Below are 23986 nucleotides of genomic sequence, written 5' to 3' on the forward strand. Positions count from 1 at the left end.
AGACCCGGCTCTGGCTAGTGCAATTGTTGAAAATTCTAACGTTCAGCGATTTCCGCTGCGGCTTCCAAGTAGGAGAGTGCACCGCTGGAGGACGGATCGTAGGTCATCACAGTCTGCTGGTAGCTGGGAGCCTCCGAGATCCTGACGGACCGCGGAACCACAGCGCCAAGGACCTGGTCAGGGAAGTGCTGACGGACCTCGGCAGCCACCTGTGCTGCAAGGTTTGTGCGTCCGTCGTACATGGTGAGGAGGATCGTCGAAACAACCAGGTCCGCGTTGAGGTGCTTCTGGATCATTTCGATGTTCTTCAGGAGCTGGCTGAGGCCCTCCAAGGCGTAATACTCGCACTGGATGGGGATCAGGACCTCGCTGGCGGCGCAGAAGGCGTTGACGGTCAGAAGGCCAAGGCTCGGCGGGCAGTCAATGAAGATGAAGTCAAGACGTTCCTCCCCGGCCTTCTGGCGTTCCTTGGCGTAGACATCAATCGCACGGCGGAGCCGCTGCTCCCTGGCAACGAGCGAAACCAGCTCAATTTCAGCGCCGGCCAGGTGAATAGTGGCGGGAGCACAAATCAGGTTGGCAATGTCGGGGCACGGAGCCACAACATCCTTGAGAGGCACGTCGTTGATCAGGACGTCATAGATGCTGTCAACATCGGCATGGTGTTCTATCCCGAGGGCGGTGGAGGCGTTGCCCTGGGGATCAATATCGATGACCAGGACGTTCAGTCCTGCGGCCGCAAGGGCAGCGGCAATGTTCACCGTAGTGGTCGTCTTGCCGACACCGCCCTTCTGGTTTGAAACCGTGAAGATGCGGGTCTTCTCAGGCTTGGGAAGCTGCCGGCCGATCAAGCGCTCCCGGCGTTTGTTCTCGTGCGCCAGATCGCGGGCGATGGGGCTCGAGTCATCGATGGAGTCCATGATGTTCCCGCTGACCGAGTCGGCGGTTTCACGTGAAACTGCCGTCGATTTTGAGCGGTTTGCAACCGAATTCAGATGATTCCACGAGTCACTCTGCGCGATGGAGGGCGCAACAATGGCCCGCGCGGACCCCAGGGACACAAACGGGGGTATCCGCTGTGTGGAGGCTTCGCTACTGGTCACTGTGACACACTCACTCTCATTCGGCTTTTTCTGCCGTTCACTAGCCTAACCGCTTCCCCCTAAAGTCCTGCGGCACCGGGCCAGCGGCTAGGCAATCTTTTGCGTCTTATTAACGATGATTCGGACCACAGTGGTGGGTTCCTCGAGGAGGTCTTCACCGACGACCACGACGGATGTCTGCACGCCGCCGAGCTTCCGGATGGCCTTGGCGGCCTTCTCGATTTCCTCGCCGGCGCTGCGTCCCTTGATGGCCACAACTTCTCCCTTGCCTGCGAGCAGGGGGATGGTCAGGCCGGCCAGGTTGGAAAGCGCGGAAACCGCCCGGGCGGTGACGACGTCCGCATTGACCATACCCACAGCCAGTTCGGCGCGGGTGCGCATCACGGTGACGTTTGTCAGGCCGAGGTCGTCCACGACTTCCTGGAGCCAGATCACGCGGCGTTCCAGCGGCTCGATCAGGGTCAGTTCCAGGTCGGGACGAGCGATTGCCAGGCAAAGCCCAGGCAACCCGGCACCGCTCCCAACGTCCGCGACGTGGCTGCCATCGGCGATTTCCCGCTCAATGACGGCACAGTTCAATACGTGCCGGCTCCAGAGCCGGGGAACCTCACGGGGGCCAATCAGTCCCCGCTCGGTCCCGGATGTGGCCAGGTGCTCCACATAGCGTTTGGCCAGGTCCAGACGGTCACCAAAGATCGCTTCGGCTGCCTTCAGCTCCGCGGCAGTGATGTCAACCATTGTCAGCGTCCCGGCGTCTTCAGTCTGCGGAGACAACGATGTGCCTCCCGGCACCTTCGCCTTCGGATTCGCTCACGAACCCAAGATCGGCCACTGCGTCGTGGACGATCTTCCGCTCGTAAGCGCTCATCGGCTCCAGGGCCACAGCGTTGCCGGACACCTTCACGGACGCCACGGCGTCCTCTGCGATCTTCTGCAGGTGGCCGGCACGCTCCTGCCGGTATCCGTTGATGTCCAGCACCAGCCGGGAGCGGTTTTCGGTTGCGGAAAGCACGGAGAGGCGGGTCAGCTCCTGCAGGGCTTCCAGCACTTCTCCGTCGCGGCCAACGAGGCTGTCCAGCCCTGCCGACTCTTCCTCGGCCACGATGGAAATGTAGGTCCGTCCGTTCCGAACCTCGATGTCGATGTCGCCGTCAATGTCGGCGATGTCCAGCAGCTCTTCGAGATAGTCGGCCGCGACGTCGCCTTCTTCCTCCAGCCGGCTCGCAGAAGAACCCTTGCCCGAATCCTGGCTCTCGTCCCGGGCGTCGTCCTGGTCTTCAATGGCCTCGGCGGTAACGGCGTTTTCGGTGCTATCGACAGACATTACTTCTTCTTCCTGTTCTTACGTTGTGGCTGGATGCGCTGGCCTTTGGCCTCGGCGACGGCGGCGGCAGCAGCCGCAGCTTCGGCCTCGACGTCGGCCTTCTTGCCTCCCAGGATGGGCAGGGCCGGGAGGCCCTTGGCGGCGCGCCGCTCGGCGAGGGCCTTGGCGGCGGGGGATCCCGGCGTCGGCATACGGCGAATCACGAAGAACTGCTGGCCCATGGTCCAGAGGTTGGTGGTGGTCCAGTAGATCAGCACACCGATGGGGAAGTTGATGCCGCCCACACCGAACACAATCGGCAGGATGTAGAGCATCATTTTCTGTTGGCGCATGAACGGACTGGCCATAGCCTCTTCAGACATGTTCTTGGCCATGATCTGCTTCTGGGTGATGAACTGGGACGCCGTCATCGCGAGGATCATGATGATTGACAGGATCCACACTGCCACCACGTTGCCGCCCGGGGGCGTGCCATGAAGCAGGGTTGCGGACAGCGGAGCGCCGAAGATGCTGGACTGGTCGAACTGCACCACCTGCTCGTGGTTCATCGCGCCTACACCCTCGCCCTCGCGGGCGTTCGTGCTGATGCCTGAAAGCACCTGGAACAGGGCAAAGAAGAACGGCATCTGGATGAGCATAGGGAGGCAGGCCGAGAAAGGGTTGGTGCCGTGTTTCTTGTACATGGCCATCTGTTCCTGCGCCATGGCCTGGCGGGAGAGCTGGTCGGTCTTGCCCTTGTACTTGTCCTGGAGCTTCTTCAGGTCCGGCTGCAGGAGCTGCATGCCGCGCTGCGCCTTGATCTGCTTGACGAACACAGGGATCAGGGCGGCACGGATCACCAGCACCAGCCCGATGATGGACAGCGTCCACGTCCAGCCGGATGCCTCAGGCAGCCCGATGGCGGTCAGGCCCTCGTGGAAGCCCACCATGATGATGGAAACCAGCCACTTGAACGGAAACATGATTGTTTCAAAGAAGTCCATACGATATCCCTATTCGTCAGGCCGCAGTGCGGCCTTCTCCATCAGACTGCGCAGCCAGGTACTTGTCCGGGTTGTTCAGTACAACAATTGTGGGGGTCCGGTGATCGGGCCAGTGGCGATGGCCGGCGGGGACGTGGTCCACACCGCCGGCATTCCAAGGATGGCAGCGCGCCAGGCGCCGGACCGCTAGCCAGCTTCCCTTCACGGCACCATGCACCGTGATTGCTTCGAGGGCGTAGGCCGAGCACGAAGGAAAGAAGCGGCAGACCTGGCCGTACAAGGGTGAAATCACCTTGCGGTAGGTCATCAGCAGCAGGATAAGAAAGTTTTGGGGCAGGTTCCAGAGCGTCTTGCCCACGACGAACGCTGCTGGTTTGAAGAAACGGACGACGGCGGCAATGGCGTTACGCACGCGGTGTCCCTTCCTGTGTTGTTTCCCGTGAAACCGCTGACGCGGCCCGAGGAAGGCGGCCGCCCAGCCGTTTCATGGTCGTTTCCAGAGCGGCGTTGTAATCTGCCAGCAGTTGGTCCCAGCTGGCAGCCGCGGCCGCAGGCAGTGCCCGGACCACAATGGCGAACCCGGTACCGTATTCCTGCAACGACAAAGCACCGGCTTCCCTCAGTCTCCTCTTAACGAGGTTCCTGACCACAGCGTTCCCGACACTCTTGGAAACGATGAATCCGATCCGGCTTGGTTCGTCAGCAGCAATAGCTACCGTATATAACACTACGTTCCGGCGTCCATTGCGGACGCCGGAACGTACAGTTGTTGAAAAATCGGTTGATGTCCTCAGACGGTTCTTGGTGGCTAGCACCGTTAAACTCGCAAAGGGATGTAGACCGACGAGTCAGTGTATTTAGGCCGACAGTTCGGTGCGGCCCTTGCCACGACGGGCTGCCAGGATGGCACGGCCGGCACGGGTACGCATACGAAGGCGGAAGCCGTGCTTCTTGGCTCGACGGCGGTTATTCGGCTGAAAAGTCCGCTTGCTCACGTTAGTTACTCCAGTGGATCAAAGGTGCGCCCACCCGATCAAAAAGGGGAAGAACTGGCCGACGCTAAGTTTTGTATGTGCACACGCTGCCCTCGGCTCGTAGGACGCAGAACGTCAGAGAGATTCAAATGAGGTCGAAAAGCGGACACAAAGGACTTCACAACGTTAGGCCAAAAAGCGTGCCGTAGTCAAACCGGGCCAGGGGTCACGGCCCTGCACCCGCTGTGGTTAACCTCTGCCCACAGCCTGTGGATGAAGTGGCTCACAGGGTGCGATTTCGAACCACAACGGTGTAATTATCCACAAGGCTCTACCCAGCTATCTTCTAGGCTTTTGATCCCCTAGAGTGGCTCAGTAGCCGATTATCCACGCTCTGTGCATAACCCTGTGGATATAAGCCGGAACCAGCCCCTGGTTCAGGACTTGTGGCTGCAGGTAATGCAGGCAAGCAAGTTTGAGGAACTGATTGATGACAGTAGACGAAGCCAACCACGCGAATACTGTCGGAAGTTCCTGGCGGCGGGTTGTGAGCCTTCTGGAGCAGGACCACCGGGTTTCACCCCGGCAGCGCGGCTTCGTAATCCTCGCCCAGGCACAGGGACTGATTGGGTCGACCCTCCTGGTGGCGGTACCCAACGAACTCACCCGCGAGGTACTGCAGACCCAGGTCAAGGAAGCCCTTGACGATGCCCTCCACAACGTCTTCTCCGACGACATCCGCTGCGCCATAGACGTCGACACTGATCTGGTGCCCCTCCACACGGAGCCGGAACCCGCCGTCGAACTTTCCCTCGGGACCGATCCCACCGTGGAACAGAAGCCGCAGCCCATGCTGCCGAGCACTTCGCACGAATTCGGCCGTCTCAACCCAAAGTACGTCTTCGACACGTTCGTGATCGGTTCCTCGAACCGGTTCGCGCACGCAGCCGCCGTCGCCGTCGCCGAGGCACCGGCCAAGGCCTACAACCCGCTGTTCATCTACGGTGATTCCGGACTCGGCAAGACCCACCTGCTGCACGCGATCGGGCATTACGCCCGGCGCCTCTACAGCGGCATCCGGGTCCGCTACGTAAACTCCGAAGAATTCACCAACGACTTCATCAACTCCATCCGGGACGATGAGGGCACCAGCTTCAAGACCACCTACCGCAACGTGGATGTCCTGCTGATCGATGACATCCAGTTCCTGGCCGGCAAGGACCGCACGCTGGAGGAGTTCTTCCACACCTTCAACGCGCTCCACAACAACAACAAGCAGGTTGTCATCACCTCCGACCAGCCGCCCAAGCTGCTCGCAGGGTTCGAGGACAGGATGAAATCCCGCTTCGAATGGGGCTTGCTGACCGACATCCAGCCGCCGGAACTGGAAACCCGAATCGCGATCCTCCGCAAGAAGGCCCTCAGCGAAGGCCTTTCCGCGCCGGATGACGCCCTCGAATACATCGCGTCCAAGATCTCCAGCAACATCCGCGAACTGGAGGGCGCACTCATCCGTGTCACGGCCTTCGCCAGCCTGAACCGGCAGCCGGTGGATGTTGCCCTCGCGGAAATGGTGCTCAAGGACCTCATCACGGACGACGGCGCACAGGAGATCACCTCGGCGCAGATCCTGACCCAGACGGCTGACTACTTCAAGCTCAGCATGGAAGAGCTCTGCAGCAAGTCGCGGACCCGCACCCTGGTGACCGCGCGCCAGATCGCCATGTACCTGTGCCGGGAACTGACCGACATGTCGCTTCCCAAGATCGGGCAGGAGCTCGGCGGCCGCGACCACACCACCGTGATCCATGCAGACCGCAAGATCCGCGAACTGATGGCCGAGCGTCGTGTGATCTACAACCAGGTTACGGAGCTGACCAACCGCATAAAGCAGCAGCAGCGGGATTCCTGAGCCTGCCGTCCGGCCCACATCCTTACCTTATTAACAGGGGCATGTGGATAAGCCTGTGGATAGTTAAGGGGACAACCACGGTTAATGGGCTTAAAACCCTTAAGGCATCTGTGGATCAGCGAAACGGCCAAAAAAGTTGTCCCCATCCACACCCTGTTTAAAACCTGCTTCGCCCACAACGGATGAACAGGGCTTAACCGCGGAATCGTGCCGCGAAACAGGGTTATCCACAGTTTCCACAGCAGTTATTAACACTACTAATCCCAAAAAATTGAAATTCCCTCAAATAACAATCTCGTTCCCCGCCCCGAACAGCCTCGTGCCCTCGGCCCCGCAGGGCCGGCGTCCCTGACGGGGATGGGGAAATCCTCAATGTTCCGGCTAAGCTGTCAGCAGCGCTCCCATCCTTGGGTCTGTTTGTGGTTCAGCAAGCGCGGACCATGCAGGTTCCGGTGTTCGGGAGCAAGGTTCTTTTGGACTCCCTGCGGGAGTTCCCGTTGAGAAAATGGCAGCAGCAATGAAAGGCGGCACCCTTCCGTGAAGTTCAGAGTCGAACGGGACGTCCTGGCAGAAGCCGTCACGTGGACCGCCCGGTCGTTGTCTCCGCGGCCGCCGGTTCCAGTGCTTTCCGGGCTCCTCCTCAAGGCCGAGTCCGGCACTGTGAGCCTCTCGAGTTTCGACTACGAGACATCGGCCCGGCTCGAAATCCCGGCTGATATCACCGTCGAAGGCACCATCCTGGTCTCCGGCCGCCTGCTTGCGGACATCTGCCGCAGCCTGCCGTCGGCCCCCGTTGTCGTCGAAACCGACGGCAACAAAGTCACGCTTACCTGCCGCCGCAGCAGTTTCCACCTCGCCACCATGCCCGAGGCCGAATACCCGCCACTGCCTGCCCTGCCCACCATCAGCGGAACCGTACCGGGCGATTCCTTCGCCCAGGCCGTTTCCCAGGTGATCATCGCCGCCAGCAAAGACGACACGCTGCCGATCCTCACTGGCGTCCGCATGGAGATCGAGGACGACCTGATCACCTTGCTGGCAACCGACCGCTACCGCCTGGCCATGCGCGAAGTGCCCTGGAAGCCTGTCACTCCCGGGATCTCCACCAGCGCCCTGGTCAAAGCGAAAACCCTGAACGAGGTTGCGAAAACGCTCGGCAACAGCGGAGACATCAACCTCGCGCTGGCCGACGACGACAGCCGGCTGATCGGATTCGAGAGCGGCGGCCGCACCACCACGTCACTCCTGGTTGACGGCGACTACCCGAAGATCCGTTCGCTGTTCCCGGATGCCACGCCCATCCACGCCACCGTGCAGACCCAGGAACTGGTCGAGGCGGTCAGGCGCGTATCCCTCGTTGCCGAACGCAACACCCCGGTCCGGCTTGCCTTCACAGAAGGCCAGCTTCACCTCGACGCCGGCACCGGCGAGGACGCCCAGGCGTCGGAGGAACTTGAAGCACAGCTGACCGGCGATGAAATCACAGTTGCGTTCAACCCGCACTACCTCATCGAAGGCCTCAGCGTGATCGAGACCAAGTTTGTTCGGTTCTCCTTCACCACGGCCCCCAAGCCGGCCATGATCACGGCACAGGCCGACGCCGACGGTGACGACCAGGACGACTACCGGTACCTGGTCATGCCGGTTCGCCTGCCCAACTAGGTAGCAGCTGTTGTCGTTTTGGGCACCCACAACGACACTTACTGCGACCCGGTTGGGTCCACCATCGCAGCCCCACCACCACACCAGCGCAGAAAAGAGTTCTACCCGTGCACATCGGACTGATAGGCCTTGGCAAAATGGGTTTCAACATGCGCGAACGGCTGCGCAAGGGCGGCGTCGAGGTCACGGGCTTCGACCGCAACCCTGACGTTACCGATGTGGCCACGGTGGACGAGCTCATCGCTGCCGTTCCCGCCCCGCGCGTCATCTGGGTCATGGTCCCGGCAGGCGAAATCACCGATGCCGTGATCACCGAACTCGGTTCCAAGCTCGATGCCGGTGACCTGGTGATCGATGGTGGCAACTCCCGCTTCACCGAGGACCAGAAACACGGTGCCTCGCTGGCTGAGAAGGGCATTCGTTTCGCTGACTGCGGCGTATCCGGCGGCGTGTGGGGGCTGCAGAACGGTTACGGGCTCATGGCCGGCGGCGATGCCGCCGATATCGAACGGGCCATGCCCGCTTTTGATGCGCTCCGTCCCGAAGGCGACCGGGCGGACAGCTTCGTCCACGTCGGCGGAGTTGGGGCGGGCCACTACGCCAAGATGGTGCACAACGGCATCGAGTACGGACTCATGCAGGCCTACGCCGAAGGTTACGAGCTTCTGGCCGCCAAGGACATCGTCACTGACCTGCCCGGAACGTTCCGCGCCTGGCAGAAGGGCACGGTTGTGCGTTCCTGGCTGCTGGACCTCATGGTCAAGGCACTGGACGAGGATCCGGGCCTGGCCTCGATCGACGACTATGTCGAAGATTCTGGAGAAGGCCGCTGGACCGTCGAAGAGGCAATCGCCAACGCGGTTCCGGCGCCGGCCATCACAGCAGCCCTGTTTGCGCGGTTCTCGTCCCGCGAGGACAACTCGCCGGCCATGAAGATGGTGTCCGCACTGCGGCATCAATTCGGCGGGCATGCCACCCGCCCGGCCAAGTAACAGCAGACCGAGCAGTCCGGGAATCCTGAAGACGGCGTGTACCTAGAAAAGCTTTCGCTGACCGATTTTCGCAGTTATGCCCAGGTGGACCTCGCCCTGGAGCCCGGGGTGACGGTGCTCGTGGGATACAACGGCATTGGCAAAACCAACCTCATGGAGGCCATCGGTTACCTGGCCAACCTGAGCTCGCACCGCGTCAGTTCAGACGCCCCGCTGCTGCGCTTCGGCACCGAACGAGCGCTGATCCGGGCCAAACTGGTCCGGGGTGAGCAGTCCACGGTGCTGGAACTCGAAATCAACGGGAACCGTGCCAACCGGGGGCGCATCAACCGCAGCAACCCCGTGCGTGCCCGCGACATCCTCGGCATCTGCCAAACGGTGCTCTTCGCCCCGGAAGACCTGGCCCTGGTGAAGGGGGATCCTTCCAGCCGGCGGCGATTCCTCGACGAACTGCTGGTCAGCCTCATGCCGCGCCATTCCGCCACGAGGAGCGACTACGACCGCGTCCTCAAACAGCGCAACGCCCTCCTGAAATCGGGCCGGGCCGGCAAGTTCACCGCCGGCCACGAGGCAACGCTGGATGTGTGGGACCAGCACATGGCGCGGGCCGCCGCCCAACTGCTGCACGCCCGACTGGAACTGGTGGAACGCCTCAGGCCCCACCTGACCAAGGCTTATGCGCAGCTGACCGACGGGTCCAAGGTGGCGGACGCGATTTACCGGTCCACGCTCCAGGACCTGCTGGACGACGACGGCGCCGGCGCGGCTTACGCTGCCGAACCCGCCGCCGTCGGACGCGTTGAGGACCTGCGGGTGCTGTCCGTCGACGAGCTGACCGAACGCTACGTGCAGGCGTTTTCGGCGTCCCGCCGCAAGGAACTGGAGCGCGGCATTTCGCTCGTTGGCCCGCACCGCGACGATGTGGAACTCATCCTCGGCGAGGCGCCCGCGAAAGGCTACGCATCCCACGGCGAAACATGGTCCATGTGCCTTTCGCTGCGGCTTGCGTCCTACTACGTGATGCTCGACGACGCCCGCACCGGCGGGTCCGCCCCGATCCTCATACTTGACGATGTGTTTGCCGAACTCGACGTCCAACGTCGGCGTAAACTGGCCGCAATAGTATCCGGTGCCGAACAGGTGCTGGTGACCGCCGCCGTCGACGCCGATATTCCGGAGGAACTGGCCGGGCGGCGGGTGAAGGTCGTCCCCGGAGGAATCGATGAGTCGGAATCCCGATGAATAAAGACACCGTCGGCGGACTGCAGCCTGGCCGCGATCCCGACGACATCGATGCTGCCCAGGCAGCCCTCAACCGGATGCGCGAAGCGGCGGCCGCCCGCGGCGAAATCCGCCGCAAGTACCCGCCGCCCGGAAACGGAGCCAAGAAACCGGGACGCAGCGCCGCCGGCACCCGCGGCTTCACGCAGTTCCATGGCACCGGCCGCGACCCGCTGGGCCTGGGCAAAGTGGTGGGGCGGCTCGTAGCGGAACGCGGCTGGACCTCCCCGGTTGCGGTCGGATCGGTCATGGCCGAGTGGAACACACTGGTGGGCCCGGAGATCTCGGCGCACTGCACTCCGGAAAGCTTTACCGACACCACGCTCCACGTACGCTGCGATTCCACGGCGTGGGCCACCCAGCTCCGCTTGCTCAGCTTCAGCCTCCTGGAGAAATTCCGGACGGAACTGGGCGAAGGGGTAGTCACCAAGATCCAGGTCCTCGGACCGGCGGCACCCAGCTGGCGGAAGGGCGGCCGGACAGTCAACGGCCGCGGTCCCCGCGACACGTACGGATAGCCGAACGCCGTGACGGCCGGAGCGATCCCGGCCGCCGGCACTCCGGACTCTTGAAAAATGGCGAAACGGCGTGTAGGGCGCTCAAACGCCCCTGCGCCGTATAGGAACCCGGAGACCGGACCCCTGGAGCCTTGCAGGCAGAGCCAATGGCCTGCCAGCGCCACTTTCCTCCGCGTTTGGGGCCCTGGAATGCGGGATTACGCCCGCCCGCACGGTAGAATCGGGGTAGATAACTGGGCGCCGGTGAAACGTTGACTGAGTCCGTTTTCCGGCGCATTCCCTGCGGCCGGGGCACGGTTCCGCCAGTCACCGAAGTAATCGGCGTTAACAGTGACGTGCCTGTTGGCGGGAACCTCTTCTATCGGAGATGGTGACGGCCGGCCATACGAATACAGAGGAGTCGAAAGCGCCTGTGGCTAACGACAATGCAGATATCCCGGCAGTGGTACCAGCAGCTGAGGATGCCCGTACAACTGATGCGCCGGCGGAGGCAGCCGAACGCAAGGGATACGGTGCCAGCGACATCACCGTCCTTGAAGGGCTTGAAGCTGTCCGCAAGCGCCCCGGCATGTACATCGGTTCCACGGGACCCCGCGGCCTCCACCACTTGGTGTACGAAGTGGTGGACAACTCCGTAGATGAGGCCCTGGCCGGGTACTGCACCCACATCGAGATTGTTCTCCAGGCCGACGGCGGCGTCAAGGTGGTTGACGACGGCCGCGGCATCCCCGTGGACATGCACCCCACCGAGCACAAGCCCACGGTCGAGGTTGTCATGACCATCCTGCACGCCGGCGGAAAGTTCGGCGGCGGCGGTTACGCCGTGTCCGGCGGGCTCCACGGCGTCGGCATTTCGGTGGTCAATGCACTCTCCAGCCGGGTGGACACGGAAGTGCGGCGCCAGGGCCACGTCTGGCGGATGTCCTTCGCTGACGGCGGCAAGCCCCAGGACAGCCTGGTCCAGGGTGAAGAGACGGACCAGACCGGTACGACGCAGACCTTCTACCCGGATGCCAGTATCTTCGAGAGCACGGAATTCGATTTCGAGACGCTCCGGGCCCGCTTCCAGCAGATGGCGTTCCTGAACAAGGGCCTGCGCATCACACTGACGGACGAGCGCCGCGGCACGCTGGAGGACTCCGAAGACGGGGATCTGGACCTTGACGCCGTTCCCACTGAAGGCGAAGTCGCCGCCGAATTCCGGACGGTTGTCTACCAGTACGACGACGGCCTGCTGGATTACGTGAAGCACCTGAACTCAGGCAAGAAGGTTGATGTGGTCCACGAGGACGTCATCGCCTTCGAAACCGAGGACAAGGAACGGAAAATCGCCCTGGAGATGGCGATGCAGTGGACCAATGCGTACTCCGAAAGCGTCCACACGTACGCCAATACCATCAACACGCATGAGGGCGGCACCCACGAAGAGGGCTTCCGCGCCGCGATGACGTCGCTCATCAACCGCTATGCGCGCGAGAAGAACATCATCAAGGAAAAAGACGACAACCTCACGGGTGATGACATCCGTGAAGGGCTCACCGCCGTCATTTCCGTGAAGCTGGCCGAACCGCAGTTCGAGGGCCAGACCAAGACCAAACTCGGCAACTCCGAGGTCAAGGGCTTCGTCCAGCGTGTGGTCACCGACGGCCTGGGTGACTGGCTGGAACGCAACCCCGGCCCGGCACGCGACGTCATCCGCAAGGCCATCTCGGCTGCCCAGGCCCGCATGGCCGCCCGCAAGGCCCGTGACAACGCCCGCCGCAAGAGCCCGCTGGAATCCTTCGGCATGCCGGGCAAGCTGTCCGACTGCTCCTCCAAGGACCCCGCCAAGTGCGAGGTCTACATCGTGGAAGGTGACTCCGCCGGCGGCTCCGCCAAGCGCGGACGGAACCCGGAAACTCAGGCCATCCTGCCCCTTCGCGGCAAGATCCTGAACGTGGAGCGGGCACGGCTGGACAAGGCCCTTGGCAACAACGAGGTCCAGTCCATGATCACCGCCTTCGGCACGGGCATCGGCGAGGACTTCGACCTCAGCAAACTCCGGTATCACAAGATTGTGCTCATGGCCGATGCCGACGTTGACGGCCAGCACATCACCACGCTCCTGATGACGCTCCTGTTCCGCTACATGCGCCCGTTGATTGAAAACGGCTACGTGTACCTGGCCCAACCGCCGCTGTACCGGATCAAGTGGTCGAATGCACCGCACGACTATGTCTACAGCGACCGCGAACGCGACGCCCGGCTCGTGGCCGGCCAGGCTGCAGGGCGCCGCATTCCGAAGGACAACGGCATCCAGCGCTACAAGGGCCTAGGCGAGATGGACTACACCGAACTGTGGGACACCACAATGGACCCGGACAACCGGACCCTGCTCCAGGTCACCATGGATGACGCCCTCGCGGCAGACCAGATCTTCACCGTGCTGATGGGCGAGGACGTTGAATCCCGCCGAAACTTCATTCAGCAAAACGCAAAGGATGTCAGGTTCCTGGATATCTAAAGAGGCCCTTCCGGCCCCGAATATTCTTGATCCGACATATACCTGAAACGGAAAACATAGATTATGAGTGACGAAACACCCGAGGTTCCGGCCGCATCAGCCGGTCCCGCCGAGCCCGTCCTGGAGGGCGACGTGCTGGTCGACCGCGTGGAGCAGGTGGACCTGCAGACGGAAATGCAGCGCTCGTACCTGGACTACGCCATGGCCGTCATTGTCGGCCGCGCCCTGCCGGACGTTCGTGACGGCCTCAAACCCGTCCATCGCCGGGTTCTCTACGCGATGTTCGACGGCGGCTACCGCCCGGACCGCTCCTTCAACAAGTGTGCCCGCGTGGTGGGCGAAGTCATGGGCCAGTACCACCCGCACGGCGACACGGCCATCTACGACGCCCTGGTGCGCCTGATCCAGGACTGGACCATGCGCTACCCCCTCGCGCTCGGGCAGGGCAACTTCGGTTCGCCGGGCAACGACGGAGCAGCAGCCCCCCGTTACACCGAAACCAAGATGGCCCCGCTCGCCATGGAAATGGTCCGCGACATCGACGAGGAAACCGTCGACTTCCAGGACAACTACGACGGCAAGAACCAGGAACCCACCATCCTGCCGGCGCGTTTTCCCAACCTGCTGGTCAACGGCTCCTCGGGCATCGCCGTCGGCATGGCCACAAACATTCCGCCGCACAACCTCCGCGAGGTTGCCGACGGCGTGCAGTGGTACCTGGCCAACCCGACTGCCAGCCGTGAGGAACTGCTGGAGGAACTGCTGCTCCGCATTAAGGGTCCGGACTTCCCGACCGGCGCCACGATCCTTGGGCACAAAGGCATCGAGGACGCCTACCGCACCGGGCGCGGCTCGATCACCATGCGTGCCGTGGTCAACGTTGAAGAGCTCCAGGGACGCACCTGCCTGGTGGTCACCGAACTGCCCTACCAGGCCAACCCGGACAACCTCGCCATCAAGATCGCGGAACTCGTCAAGGACGGGAAGATCTCGGGCATCGCCGACCTCCGGGATGAGACCTCCGGCCGCACCGGCCAGCGCCTGGTGATCGTGCTCAAGCGCGACGCCGTGGCCAAGGTGGTGCTGAACAACCTCTACAAGCACACCCAGCTGCAGGACAACTTCGCGGCCAACATGCTGGCCATCGTTGACGGCGTCCCGAGGACCCTCAGCCTGGATGCGTTCATCCGGCACTGGGTCACCCACCAGATGGACGTCATCGCGCGCCGGACCCGCTACCGCCTGCGTAAAGCAGAAGAGGAAGCACACATCCTGCGTGCTCTCCTCAAAGCTCTGGACATGCTGGATGAGGTCATCGCCCTCATCCGCGCGTCCAACACCACCGAGGCGGCCCGCGACGGCCTGATGCAGCTGCTGGACATCGATGAACTGCAGGCCCGCGCCATCCTGGACATGCAGCTTCGCCGGCTTGCCGCCTTGGAACGCCAGAAGATCCAGGACCGCCACTCCGAACTGGAAGCCCTGATCGCCGAGTACAACTCGATCTTGGCCTCGGAAGAGCGCCAGCGCCAGATCATCAGTACCGAACTTGCCGAGATCGTCGCCAAGCACGGGGATGACCGCCGCACGAAGATCCTGATGGGCTTCGACGGTGACATGTCGATGGAAGACCTCATTCCTGAAGAGGAAATGGTGGTCACCATCACCCGCGGAGGCTACGTCAAGCGGACTCGCAGTGACAACTACCGTTCGCAGCAGCGCGGCGGCAAGGGCATCAAGGGCGCCCAGCTGCGTGGCGACGACGTCGTGGAACACTTCTTCGTCACCACAACGCACCACTGGCTGCTGTTCTTCACCAATCTGGGACGCGTCTACCGCGCCAAGGCCTACGAGCTCGTGGAAGCGGGGCGTGACGCCAAGGGCCAGCACGTAGCCAACCTCCTGGCGTTCCAGCCGGACGAGCACATCGCCCAGGTGCTGGACCTCCGCGACTACCAGCACGCGCCCTATCTGGTGCTGGCCACCAAGCGGGGCCTGGTCAAGAAGACCCGCCTGGAGGACTACGACACGAACCGCTCCGCGGGTGTCATCGCGATCAACCTGCGCGACGGCGACGAACTCGTGTCCGCCCAGCTTGTGTCCGAAACCGATGACCTCATGCTGGTTTCCCGCATGGGACAGTCCATCCGCTTCACGGCCACGGACGATGCGCTGCGCCCCATGGGTCGCGCTACCTCCGGTGTGACGGGTATGAAGTTCCGTGAAGACGACGAACTGCTGGCGGCGGACGTCGTCAAGGACGGTTCCTTCGTCTTCATCGTCACCGAAGGCGGCTACGCCAAGCGCACCGCAGTGGAGGAATACCGCCTCCAAGGCCGCGGCGGCCTCGGAATCAAGGTCGGCAAATACCAGGAAGAACGGGGCCACCTCGTAGGTGCCCTGATTGTCCAGGAAGAGGATGAAGTCCTGGTGGTCATGGAAGGCGGCAAGGTGGTCCGGTCCTCGGTGGCCGGCGTACCTGCCAAGGGCCGCGACACCATGGGCGTCATCTTCGCCAAGCCGGACAAGAACGACCGCATCATCGAGGTGGCGCGCAACAGCGAACGCGGCCTGGAAGGTGACGAGGCCGAAGCCACTGACCCGGAAAACCCGGACGAAAGCCCGGCTGCGGCCGGGGATGACGTAACGTTGGCTGAAGGTGTCGGATCCCATGACGGGTCCGCAGAGGCAGATTCAGCACCGGCCGCGGAGTCCGAAGAGTCATCGGACGACGCTGAGCTGGACGAAGAAAATACCGGAGGTAACGAGTGAGTAATTCCGACTCATATCCCAAGCCGAACAGCAACACTCCCGGCGGGATCAGGCAGCCGGCGTCCGCTCCGCGCGTGAACGCCCCCGTACGTCCCCAGCAGCGGCCCTCGACGCCCGGCGCTCCGGCGCAGCGTCCGGTGGTCCCCGGCCAGCGCCCTGCGCAGGGGCAGCGCCCCGCCCAGGCGCCCCAGGGGCAGCGTCCAACCGTTCCTGGCCAGCGTCCGGCCCAGGCCGGCGCCCAAGGCACTCCAGGGCTGGTGAAACCGGCTCCGAAGGCTAAGGTCCGTCGCGCCCGGCTGCTCGTCAGCAAGGTGGACCCCTGGTCCGTGCTGAAGATGGCCTTCCTGCTGTCCGTTGCGCTCGGCATCGTCACGGTTGTTGCGGCGATCGTCCTCTGGACGGTCCTGGACCTGACCGGCATCTTTGACCAGGTGGACAGCCTGCTCGGAACGCTGGCCGGTTCCGAAGGCGGTGGTTTCGAACTGAAGAAGGTCGCTTCCCTCGGCCAGGTGGCCTCCTTTGCGGTCATTATCGCCGTCGTGAACGTTGTGCTGCTGACGGCCCTGTCGATGCTTTCAGCCGTGCTGTACAACATCTCCGCCACCCTCGTAGGTGGCATCGGCGTGACCCTGACGGACGACTAGTCCGTGGATTTTCGCCGGAATTCCACCGGCGAAATGCCTCGATTTGAGATCGGGCCGGGATGTGCTGTAAAGTCATGTCTCGGCCCGATGAGGCATCGGGGCGTATAGCTCAGGCGGTTAGAGCGCTTCGCTGATAACGAAGAGGTCCCAGGTTCAAGTCCTGGTACGCCCACGGAACCTGCACAGGTTTTGGAAATGGTTCGGGTAACACCGAACCGGAACGGGGTGCATGTGAAGAAGTTGCTGTTTGTTGCAGTTGCTATCGCAGGCGCCTTGCTCGTCAAGAAGGTGCAGGAATCCGAAGCCCGGAAAACGGTCTGGAGCGATTCGACTGACACGGTCGAATAGCCGGATCCCCGGTCTGGACGCTGGTAAGACGCGCTCCGGAACTAGGGTATGATTGACGGGTTGCTTCTTATGGGGGCATGGCGCAATTGGTAGCGCACCTGCTTTGCAAGCAGGGGGTTCGGGGTTCGAGTCCCCGTGCCTCCACCATAAGGAAGGCCCCGGAATGCGGAAACGCATTCCGGGGCCTTTTGCTTTGCCCTCAATCCTTGTGCTTGGCGTAGTCGTCCATGCCCTGCCAGTCGATGACCACATAGGGCTCATCGCCCAGCACCCAGGCGTCGTGTCCGGGCGGAATGATTCCGAAGTCGCCGGGGCCGTATTCCATCTCTTCGCCGTCGTCCATGACCACCTTCAAGCGACCCGAAATCGTGTACCCCATATGGCTCGCCATACAGCTTTCCGTTTTCGCGATTGGCTTGACGTGCTTGGACCACTGCCAGCCTGGCAGAAACGTGGCCCGTCCCACCGCTCCAGCGTTGATGTTGACGAGCTCCACCTGTCCCATTCCATCTTCGACGGGCCGGGTTTCTTCGGGTTCGTCCAGGCTCATGCGGACTATCGACGACATGATGGTCTCCTTCTTGGATGACAGTGAGACCGGGCCTTAAGACTGGCACTGCGGTATTCCACAGTCAACGGCACGCCGCCTGTTCTGGGCCAGCACTACTGTTGGAACAGTGAACTTCTTCCTCGCCGCTTTGGGCGTGCTCGGTGTGGCCTCCTCGGGGCCCCTCATTGCCGCCACGCTGGGCGCCACCACTGTCAGTGCCCTGGCCATCGCCTTCTGGCGAAACGCCATCGGAGCCGCTGTCATGGCCTCACCGGTCCTGGTGACCAACCCCCGGCAATTCGGCAAGGTGACGCCCCGCGAGTTCCGCTGGGTGGTCCTTGCCGCCGTCGCACTGGCACTGCACTTCGCCTGCTTCATCACCTCCCTCCAGCTCACTTCCGTGGCAGCGGCTACGGCGCTGGTCTGTCTCCAGTCAGGCTGGATCGCAGTTTTCCAGCTGTTCCGGGGAGTGCGCCACCGCTGGCAAGTCCTGGTGGGCTTGGGAATGGCGTTTGGGGGCGTAGTCGCCATCACAGGCTTCGATATGGGTACGTCACCGGAAGCCCTGCTGGGCGACCTGCTGGCGGTGGCGGGAGGCGCCCTGGCTGGCCTCTACACACTGGCAGGCGGCAAGGCGCGCGAAACCATGGGCACCGGCACCTATACAACGCTCTGCTACGGAATGTGCGCTGCCGTGGTGGCGCTTCTGGCACTGTTCTCCAACCAGCCGCTGGTGGGCTTCGACGCCGCGGGCTGGGTGGGGATCCTGGCCATCACCGTGTGTGCCCAACTGGTGGGGCACACAGCCTTCAACCACCTGCTGGCCACCATGAGCCCGCTGCTGGTCTCCATGATCATCCTGCTGGAGATTCCCGGCGCCGCGCTGCTGGCCGCCGTGTTCCTAGGCGAGACCCTCCCGGCAGGCACGTATGCCGGGCTGGGGCTGATTCTGGTTGGGCTTGCCGTCGTCGTAGCCGGACAGCGGCGCAGGAGGACCGCCCGCCGCGGCACAAGCCGCCTGGCGGAGCTGGGAACGGACTAACGCCCGGCCCGTGGTGCGGACATCCGGCTTCGGCTGACGGCGCGGCTGGAGGCTACTGGCCGCCACGGCGCGCGGGCTGGGTGGAGTTCACCGTGTGGATGGCGCGCAGGAGCTTAGCCGGGAAATAGACGGAAAAGAACACCACCATGGGCGCCTTGAGGGCCATCTTCTTGACGTTGTGGGCCTTGTACGTCCGGTCGAACCTGGTCACGTAGTACCGGTAGTCGCGGGGAGAATCCTCGAGCCTGCGGGCGGACATTCCGGAGACCATCTGCGGCCAGTACTGCACCCTGAGGTCGTGGTCGGCCAGATGCAGCGAGAGGTCGATGTCCTCGTGCATCTCGTCCTTCTCATCCCGGCAGGTCTCGTCGCGGATCGTTTCCCAGGCTGTGCGGCGGAGCGCCATGTTGGACCCGAAGAGGAAATGGTATTGGTGCTTGGCCAGTTTGAGCATCAGTTGCCGCATTTTGTCATCGGCTTTGAGCCCGAAGCGGCGCATCGGCATGTCGTAGTACACCACGGGGCCGGTAGCAGCCTGGACGGTTGGGTCAAGGAAGGCTTTCTGGACCTGTTCCACCCAGTCCGGTTCCACCACGGAGTCCGCGTCGATCCGGCCCAGCACATCGCCTGTGGCGTGGTTGAGGCCGAAGTTACGAGTCGGAATGAGGCCCTGGTCCCGGTCCTGGCTGAGCAGGATGATGGGGCTCTCGGGATATTCCAGCTGCATTTGGCGCACGATTTCCGCCGTGCGGTCCTTGGACATGTTGTCCACAACGATGATCTCCGCAGCAGGCACGGACTGGTAAACAGCCGCGATGAGGCACTGCCGGATGACGCTTTCTTCATTATATGCCGGTATGACGATGGATACGCCCGGCATTAGCGCAGCGTCGTGCGAGGCATCCTCGGCGGATCTATCGGGTGACATCACCACAAATTTAGCACCCTTGCGTGTCGCGGCCCGGGACGCCGGGTGAAGGTCGGGGAAACAACAGAGGGGCCCCGCACTGCGGGACCCCTCGGCTGTGGTGCCGTACGACGACGGCAGGACTACTTTTCGGTTGCCTTCGCAGCACCGTTGTTCATGCTGGAAGCGATGTTCTTCACCGCAGTCCTGGCGTCCGTGGCAACCCTGGCTGCCTCGTCCTTGGCGTCCTCAACTGCATCAGCTGCCTTCTCGGCGGCGTCGTCGGAAGAGTCAGCAGCAGCGTCCGCCACGTCGACAGCCTTCTCGCCTGCGGTAGGCGTAGCGCTGGCGTCGCTGTCGGAGGTCGCCGCGACGTCATTGACGGTTGTGGCGGGGACGGGCGCAGGCGTTACCGGAGCCGGCGTCTTCCAAGGATCCTCCACGGGCTTGGAGGCTTTCCAAGCGGCGACACCGGCGGCAACCGCGGCAGCGATCACGCCGAAGATCAGGAGTCCGCGGTGCTTGGGCTTCTGCGGCTTGGCCACTTCCCCGGTGACTACGCGGGTGGCTTCGGCTGCAGCTGCCTTGAGCTGGTGACTCGCGGCCTGGGCCTGGTCCTGGATGGAATGCACGACCCCGGAATCAGCAAGCTTCTGGGCGACCGCGTCCACATGGGCCGGTGCGCTTTCGAGGGTGCGGTGCACTGCCTCCGACGCATAGCCGATCTGGTCCGACAGCCTGGGAAGGTATTCGACCACAACGCGGTCCCGGGCCTGGGAGATCACCGGAGTGGCCTTGTCCAGGGCCTCGTGGAGGCGCGGAGTGGCGTTATCCACAACTTCATGGATCTTGGGCGCGAGGTTGGCCAGCCCGTCCTGGATGCGCGGCGTCACGGTGGCAACGCCGTCGGCCAGGTTGTGGGCTGCCGATTTGAGCCCTTCCTGAATCTTCGGGGAAGCGGTGTCGATGCCATGCTGCAGGCGGGGAACCGCCCAGTCCACGGCTGCTTCAACGCGGGGGGCTGCCCAATCCTTGGCGTTCTCTACCGCGCTGCTGACTGACTGCTCCAGGTCACGGGCAATACGATCCGATTTCTTCACAACTACCTCCCGATTAATGTGACGGTTCTGTTGTTAGCCTACGTGGATTGGTACGCACCGGCTATTCTTCACGTGCATTTCGGGCTGATTTCACCTAGCGCGGAACTGCCCGGCAGGCCTGCAGCGCGATAGCCCGACGTGGAACAATGGGCCTATGACTGCCATCGCAACTGCAAAAGCAACCATCCACACCAGCCTCGGCGACATCGTCGTCAACCTCTTCGGCAACCACGCGCCCAAGACGGTCAAGAACTTCGTCGGCCTGGCCACGGGCGAGCAGGCCTGGACCCACCCGGAAACCGGTGAGGACAAGACCGGAACCCCCCTCTACGACGGGACCATCTTCCACCGCATCATCAAGGACTTCATGATCCAGGCCGGCGATCCGCTGGGCCGCGGTGTGGGCGGACCGGGCTACAAGTTCGACGACGAGATCCACCCGGAACTGACGTTCAACCAGCCGTACAAGCTGGCCATGGCCAACGCTGGCATCCAGATGGGCAAGGGTACGAACGGCTCGCAGTTCTTCATCACCACCATCCCCACCGACTGGCTGCAGGGCAAGCACAGCATCTTCGGTGAAGTTGCTGATGAAGAGTCCAAGAAGGTCGTTGACGCTATCGAAGGTGTCCGCACCGGCATGGGTGACCGCCCGGTCGAGGACGTTGTCATCAACAGCATCGACGTCGAGCAGCTCTAACCCTCCATGAGTTACGGAATTCCGGCGGCCGAGCCGTCCGCACAGATTCCGGTGTGCCCCCGGCACCCGGATAGGCCTTCGTATGTCCGGTGCCAGCGCTGCGGGCGCCCGGCATGTCCGGAATGCCAGCGGGCGGCCGCCGTCGGATTCCAATGCATTGACTGCGTCAACGAAACAAAACGTACGACGCCGACGGCCAGGACCGTTTACGGCGGCACCGCCGTTGCCGGCAGGCCCCTGGTGACGTTCGGTATCATCGCCGCCTGCGCGCTACTTTACGTGCTCCAGTGGCTGATCCCCGGGCGGGCGGTCGAGGAAAATCTCGCCTTCGCCTCCGTGTATGCCACTCCCGAGTTCGGTTATTTCGAACCCTGGCGGATGCTGACCTCCGCCTTCCTGCATTCGCAGGGATTCATCCTCCACATCGCCCTCAACATGTACATGTTGTGGATGTTCGGCCAGGCGCTGGAACCGCTCCTCGGCAGGCTCCGCTTCCTGGCCCTGTACCTCATCTCAGCCATCGGCGGTTCGGTAGGATTCCTCTTCCTCACCCCGGTCCTCCCGCCTTCCGGAGTTGTGGGCGCCTCCGGCGCCATCTTCGGACTGTTCGGCGCCATGCTGGTGGTCCAACGACACCGCGGCGGCGATACCAAGCAGCTCTGGGTGCTGATCGCCATCAACGGCGCCATCGGCTTCATCGTTCCCCAGATCGCCTGGCAGGCCCACCTTGGCGGCCTGGTTACCGGTGCCGCCTGCGCCGCCGTGATTGCTTATGCCCCCCGCGGTCCGCGGCAGTGGCTTTGGCAGTCGGCCGGCCTGCTGCTTGTCCTCGGCCTGCTCATTGGCGCCACCTGGTTGAGAATGGCCGGAGTCTAAAGCTTTCCGCTTTCGCCGGAAGGCGGCTGCAATGCTCCCTGACTGGGGATAGCTGCGCCGTATTACTCCGCTGCCGCACGCATGCAACCCTTCACGCGCCTCCACGGGCCCGGCCAGCTGCCTGCTAGCCCGCACGCGCTACCCGCGCGCCTGCACGGAGCCGGCCTGCTGCCCACCCACCAGTCCCACGCGCTGGACCGCGCTCCCTCACGGGGCACGGTCGAGCCCTGGCACCGCTACCCTGGCACCGCGACCCTGGAGCGCGCCGCCGCCACCCTTTCGTGCGCCTTGTCTACCCCACCCTGGCCTTCCCCGCACCTCCCGCCGACTGCCCTGCCCACACGCCGGTCTTCAGCCCATCGTCGTTCCGGAAGTTATCCACAAGGGTTATCCACATTGTTGGTAACTTACACGCTTGTAGTTCAACGTTCCTCCCCCGCACTGGCCTTGTCAGCTGGCGATTATCGACAAGGGGGGCTGCTTTTTGTCCACATCTGTGGATAAAGATGTTCCTAGGGGCTGTGGTTAAGTGGACAACTTGGCCTTCGCGGTTGGGTGCCCGACCACCAGATAAGCCGACGGAACGCGGGGGGCTTACAGCAACCCGGCCACTGACACGCTGGGGAGGACTGCTGCGTCGGCCGCACGCACCCGGGTGGAAACTACCGCTGCAGAGGAAAGAACCGGAAAAGGACCGACTCATTCAACAGGTTATGCACACTGTTAATAACTGCGGGCACCGAAGCGGTACGCCGGAATTCACCGGCATGAAGCCTGATCCGTCGTTCGACAGTGATTTTAACCCCCAGGTTATCCCCACCTGTGGATAACTTCTGGGGATAGTGCTGTTCTTAAGTGGATATGTGCGCAACACCAAACATTCGCAACCCGCGGTGAAGCCGGCGTGGCCGAGGACAGCACCGTCAGTCCATGCCCAGCCGGATTTCCGGTATCAAGCCGGGCCTGCGGGTTATCCACAGAGAATCCACAGTGTTAATAACTTACGACGATGTGGTTCACTTCACATGCGTCTCCATGGCGGGCCACGGCCTGCAGAAGAGCCGGCCGGCGCCCTCAGGCTTATCAACAGTGTGGATAACTTTCCCCACAGGGGTGGGATAACTTCAGTCCCGGACGGACCATACGCCCGACGAGCCCCGGCGGTGGCTGTCCACAAGATGGGTGTCGATCATGCCGATCGCCTCCATGAGCGCGTACATCGTGGTGGGACCGACGAACGCGAAGCCTTTGCTGCGCAATGCCTTGGAAAGGGCTGCGGATTCCGGTGATGTAGTGGGAATCTCCGCGTGAATCAGAGGAACTGGCGTGACCGCCGGTTGGAAGCTCCAGACGAAGTCCACCAGACCGCCTTCATTCCGCAGGGCAATGGTGGCCTGGGCGTTGGTGATGGCGGCCCTGATCTTGAGCCTGTTCCGGACAATGCCGGCGTCGAGCATCAGCCGTTCGACATCCTCTTCGGTGAAGGCGGCGACGATATCGGGCTCGAAGTTGTGGAAGGCCAAGCGGAAGGCGGGCCGCTTCCGCAGGATTGTGGCCCAGGACAGGCCGGCTTGGAATGCCTCGAGGCTGATGCGTTCGTACAGACCCTGTTCGTCGCGGACAGGCATGCCCCATTCGGTGTCGTAGTACTCCTGCAGCAGGGGGTCCGTCGCGGCCCACGGCGGACGGGCAAGGCCGTCGCTGCCGACAATGGTGCCGCGTTCATCCGGAGTCATCTGGGTTCCTTAGCTTTCCTGTGCGGTGGTGCTGCCTACAGCATATTCAGCGCCGGGGA

At 62.9% G+C, this 23986-nt stretch carries 23 protein-coding genes and 2 tRNA genes; 14 read left to right on the plus strand and 11 right to left on the minus strand.

Annotation, left to right across the window (positions count from 1 at the left end; translation table 11 throughout):
* Positions 1-35: 35 nt before the first annotated feature.
* The 7 genes from J2S97_RS13735 to rpmH all read right to left on the minus strand — a co-directional run bounded on the left by J2S97_RS13735 (position 36) and on the right by rpmH (position 4405).
* Entirely contained in the window at positions 36-1103 is a 1068-nt protein-coding gene (locus tag J2S97_RS13735; protein ID WP_307050321.1) for a ParA family protein, read from the minus strand.
* An 87-nt stretch (positions 1104-1190) separates the two neighbouring features.
* Positions 1191-1841 (minus strand): 16S rRNA (guanine(527)-N(7))-methyltransferase RsmG, encoded by a 651-nt coding sequence (gene rsmG, locus J2S97_RS13740; protein ID WP_307050324.1) that lies wholly within the window; start codon positions 1839-1841, stop codon positions 1191-1193.
* Between the two features lie 19 nt (positions 1842-1860).
* Positions 1861-2427: a Jag family protein gene (locus J2S97_RS13745; RefSeq protein ID WP_307050326.1), complete on the minus strand. Its 567-nt coding sequence runs from the start codon at positions 2425-2427 to the stop codon at positions 1861-1863.
* Positions 2427-3410 carry a membrane protein insertase YidC gene (yidC, locus tag J2S97_RS13750; RefSeq protein ID WP_307050328.1) on the minus strand — a complete coding sequence of 328 codons (984 nt, stop codon included), beginning with the start codon at positions 3408-3410 and terminating at the stop codon, positions 2427-2429. The genes J2S97_RS13745 and yidC overlap by 1 nt, the downstream gene beginning before the upstream one ends.
* A 16-nt stretch (positions 3411-3426) precedes the next feature.
* On the minus strand, positions 3427-3822 hold the full coding sequence (yidD, locus tag J2S97_RS13755) for a membrane protein insertion efficiency factor YidD (protein WP_307050330.1): 396 nt from the start codon (positions 3820-3822) through the stop codon (positions 3427-3429).
* Positions 3815-4225: a ribonuclease P protein component gene (gene rnpA, locus J2S97_RS13760; protein ID WP_307050332.1), complete on the minus strand. Its 411-nt coding sequence runs from the start codon at positions 4223-4225 to the stop codon at positions 3815-3817. The genes yidD and rnpA overlap by 8 nt, the downstream gene beginning before the upstream one ends.
* 42 nt (positions 4226-4267) lie before the next feature.
* A complete protein-coding gene (gene rpmH, locus J2S97_RS13765) occupies positions 4268-4405 on the minus strand; it encodes a 50S ribosomal protein L34 (protein ID WP_003800212.1) in 138 nt (45 codons plus the stop codon).
* 469 nt (positions 4406-4874) lie between these two features.
* On the opposite strand from rpmH, the gene dnaA reads away from it, so the two are divergent.
* From dnaA to J2S97_RS13820, 11 genes are all read left to right on the plus strand, one after another.
* The gene (dnaA, locus tag J2S97_RS13770) at positions 4875-6296 is read left to right on the plus strand and encodes a chromosomal replication initiator protein DnaA (RefSeq protein WP_307050334.1); all 1422 of its coding nucleotides are present in this window, start codon (positions 4875-4877) and stop codon (positions 6294-6296) included.
* Between the two features lie 537 nt (positions 6297-6833).
* Positions 6834-7958: a DNA polymerase III subunit beta gene (gene dnaN / locus J2S97_RS13775; RefSeq protein WP_307050336.1), complete on the plus strand. Its 1125-nt coding sequence runs from the start codon at positions 6834-6836 to the stop codon at positions 7956-7958.
* 107 nt (positions 7959-8065) lie between these two features.
* Positions 8066-8950: a phosphogluconate dehydrogenase (NAD(+)-dependent, decarboxylating) gene (gnd, locus tag J2S97_RS13780; RefSeq protein WP_307050338.1), complete on the plus strand. Its 885-nt coding sequence runs from the start codon at positions 8066-8068 to the stop codon at positions 8948-8950.
* Positions 8951-8986: 36 nt separating this feature from the next.
* The gene (recF, locus tag J2S97_RS13785; RefSeq protein ID WP_307050343.1) at positions 8987-10192 is read left to right on the plus strand and encodes a DNA replication/repair protein RecF; all 1206 of its coding nucleotides are present in this window, start codon (positions 8987-8989) and stop codon (positions 10190-10192) included.
* Positions 10189-10749, plus strand: coding sequence for a DUF721 domain-containing protein (locus J2S97_RS13790; RefSeq protein WP_307050345.1), 561 nt, complete (start codon positions 10189-10191; stop codon positions 10747-10749). The genes recF and J2S97_RS13790 overlap by 4 nt, the downstream gene beginning before the upstream one ends.
* 412 nt (positions 10750-11161) lie before the next feature.
* The gene (gyrB, locus tag J2S97_RS13795) at positions 11162-13252 is read left to right on the plus strand and encodes a DNA topoisomerase (ATP-hydrolyzing) subunit B (protein ID WP_307050348.1); all 2091 of its coding nucleotides are present in this window, start codon (positions 11162-11164) and stop codon (positions 13250-13252) included.
* Positions 13253-13315: 63 nt separating this feature from the next.
* The gene (gyrA, locus tag J2S97_RS13800) at positions 13316-16024 is read left to right on the plus strand and encodes a DNA gyrase subunit A (protein ID WP_307050350.1); all 2709 of its coding nucleotides are present in this window, start codon (positions 13316-13318) and stop codon (positions 16022-16024) included.
* The gene (locus J2S97_RS13805; protein ID WP_307050352.1) at positions 16021-16668 is read left to right on the plus strand and encodes a DUF3566 domain-containing protein; all 648 of its coding nucleotides are present in this window, start codon (positions 16021-16023) and stop codon (positions 16666-16668) included. Before gyrA ends, J2S97_RS13805 begins: the two co-directional genes overlap by 4 nt.
* Before the next feature lie 98 nt (positions 16669-16766).
* Positions 16767-16840, plus strand: a tRNA-Ile gene (locus J2S97_RS13810).
* Positions 16841-16863: 23 nt separating this feature from the next.
* Positions 16864-17016, plus strand: coding sequence for a DLW-39 family protein (locus tag J2S97_RS13815; protein WP_307050354.1), 153 nt, complete (start codon positions 16864-16866; stop codon positions 17014-17016).
* Between the two features lie 71 nt (positions 17017-17087).
* Positions 17088-17163 (plus strand) — tRNA-Ala (locus J2S97_RS13820).
* Between the two features lie 52 nt (positions 17164-17215).
* Here J2S97_RS13820 and J2S97_RS13825 read toward each other — a convergent pair.
* Entirely contained in the window at positions 17216-17584 is a 369-nt protein-coding gene (locus tag J2S97_RS13825; protein ID WP_307050356.1) for a cupin domain-containing protein, read from the minus strand.
* A 109-nt stretch (positions 17585-17693) separates the two neighbouring features.
* Between J2S97_RS13825 and J2S97_RS13830 the strand changes: the two genes are divergently transcribed.
* Positions 17694-18608: a DMT family transporter gene (locus tag J2S97_RS13830; RefSeq protein WP_307050358.1), complete on the plus strand. Its 915-nt coding sequence runs from the start codon at positions 17694-17696 to the stop codon at positions 18606-18608.
* Between the two features lie 52 nt (positions 18609-18660).
* On the opposite strand, the gene J2S97_RS13835 is transcribed toward J2S97_RS13830, so the two are convergent.
* Both J2S97_RS13835 and J2S97_RS13840 read right to left on the minus strand, forming a co-directional pair.
* Positions 18661-19536 carry a glycosyltransferase gene (locus tag J2S97_RS13835; protein WP_307050360.1) on the minus strand — a complete coding sequence of 292 codons (876 nt, stop codon included), beginning with the start codon at positions 19534-19536 and terminating at the stop codon, positions 18661-18663.
* A gap of 122 nt (positions 19537-19658) precedes the next feature.
* Positions 19659-20615, minus strand: coding sequence for a hypothetical protein (locus J2S97_RS13840; RefSeq protein WP_307050362.1), 957 nt, complete (start codon positions 20613-20615; stop codon positions 19659-19661).
* Positions 20616-20769: 154 nt separating this feature from the next.
* On the opposite strand from J2S97_RS13840, the gene J2S97_RS13845 reads away from it, so the two are divergent.
* Both J2S97_RS13845 and J2S97_RS13850 read left to right on the plus strand, forming a co-directional pair.
* Positions 20770-21315 (plus strand): peptidylprolyl isomerase, encoded by a 546-nt coding sequence (locus J2S97_RS13845; protein WP_307050364.1) that lies wholly within the window; start codon positions 20770-20772, stop codon positions 21313-21315.
* A gap of 6 nt (positions 21316-21321) precedes the next feature.
* Positions 21322-22191 (plus strand): rhomboid family intramembrane serine protease, encoded by an 870-nt coding sequence (locus J2S97_RS13850; RefSeq protein WP_307050367.1) that lies wholly within the window; start codon positions 21322-21324, stop codon positions 22189-22191.
* Between the two features lie 1124 nt (positions 22192-23315).
* Here J2S97_RS13850 and J2S97_RS13855 read toward each other — a convergent pair.
* Positions 23316-23927 carry a DNA-3-methyladenine glycosylase I gene (locus tag J2S97_RS13855; RefSeq protein WP_307050369.1) on the minus strand — a complete coding sequence of 204 codons (612 nt, stop codon included), beginning with the start codon at positions 23925-23927 and terminating at the stop codon, positions 23316-23318.
* Positions 23928-23986: the final 59 nt, after the last annotated feature.

The organism is Arthrobacter oryzae (assembly GCF_030812315.1).
In the GTDB taxonomy this organism is placed as follows: domain Bacteria; phylum Actinomycetota; class Actinomycetes; order Actinomycetales; family Micrococcaceae; genus Arthrobacter; species Arthrobacter oryzae_B.

Coding starts and splice junctions, on each gene's coding strand:
- rsmG (WP_307050324.1), bottom strand. CDS start 1,841: ATGGTTGACATCACTGCCGCGGAGCTGAAGGCAGCCGAAGCGATCTTT.
- J2S97_RS13745 (WP_307050326.1), bottom strand. CDS start 2,427: ATGTCTGTCGATAGCACCGAAAACGCCGTTACCGCCGAGGCCATTGAA.
- yidC (WP_307050328.1), bottom strand. CDS start 3,410: ATGGACTTCTTTGAAACAATCATGTTTCCGTTCAAGTGGCTGGTTTCC.
- dnaA (WP_307050334.1), top strand. CDS start 4,875: ATGACAGTAGACGAAGCCAACCACGCGAATACTGTCGGAAGTTCCTGG.
- J2S97_RS13790 (WP_307050345.1), top strand. CDS start 10,189: ATGAATAAAGACACCGTCGGCGGACTGCAGCCTGGCCGCGATCCCGAC.
- gyrA (WP_307050350.1), top strand. CDS start 13,316: ATGAGTGACGAAACACCCGAGGTTCCGGCCGCATCAGCCGGTCCCGCC.
- J2S97_RS13815 (WP_307050354.1), top strand. CDS start 16,864: ATGGTTCGGGTAACACCGAACCGGAACGGGGTGCATGTGAAGAAGTTG.
- J2S97_RS13825 (WP_307050356.1), bottom strand. CDS start 17,584: ATGTCGTCGATAGTCCGCATGAGCCTGGACGAACCCGAAGAAACCCGG.
- J2S97_RS13835 (WP_307050360.1), bottom strand. CDS start 19,536: ATGTCACCCGATAGATCCGCCGAGGATGCCTCGCACGACGCTGCGCTA.
- J2S97_RS13845 (WP_307050364.1), top strand. CDS start 20,770: ATGACTGCCATCGCAACTGCAAAAGCAACCATCCACACCAGCCTCGGC.
- J2S97_RS13850 (WP_307050367.1), top strand. CDS start 21,322: ATGAGTTACGGAATTCCGGCGGCCGAGCCGTCCGCACAGATTCCGGTG.
- J2S97_RS13855 (WP_307050369.1), bottom strand. CDS start 23,927: ATGACTCCGGATGAACGCGGCACCATTGTCGGCAGCGACGGCCTTGCC.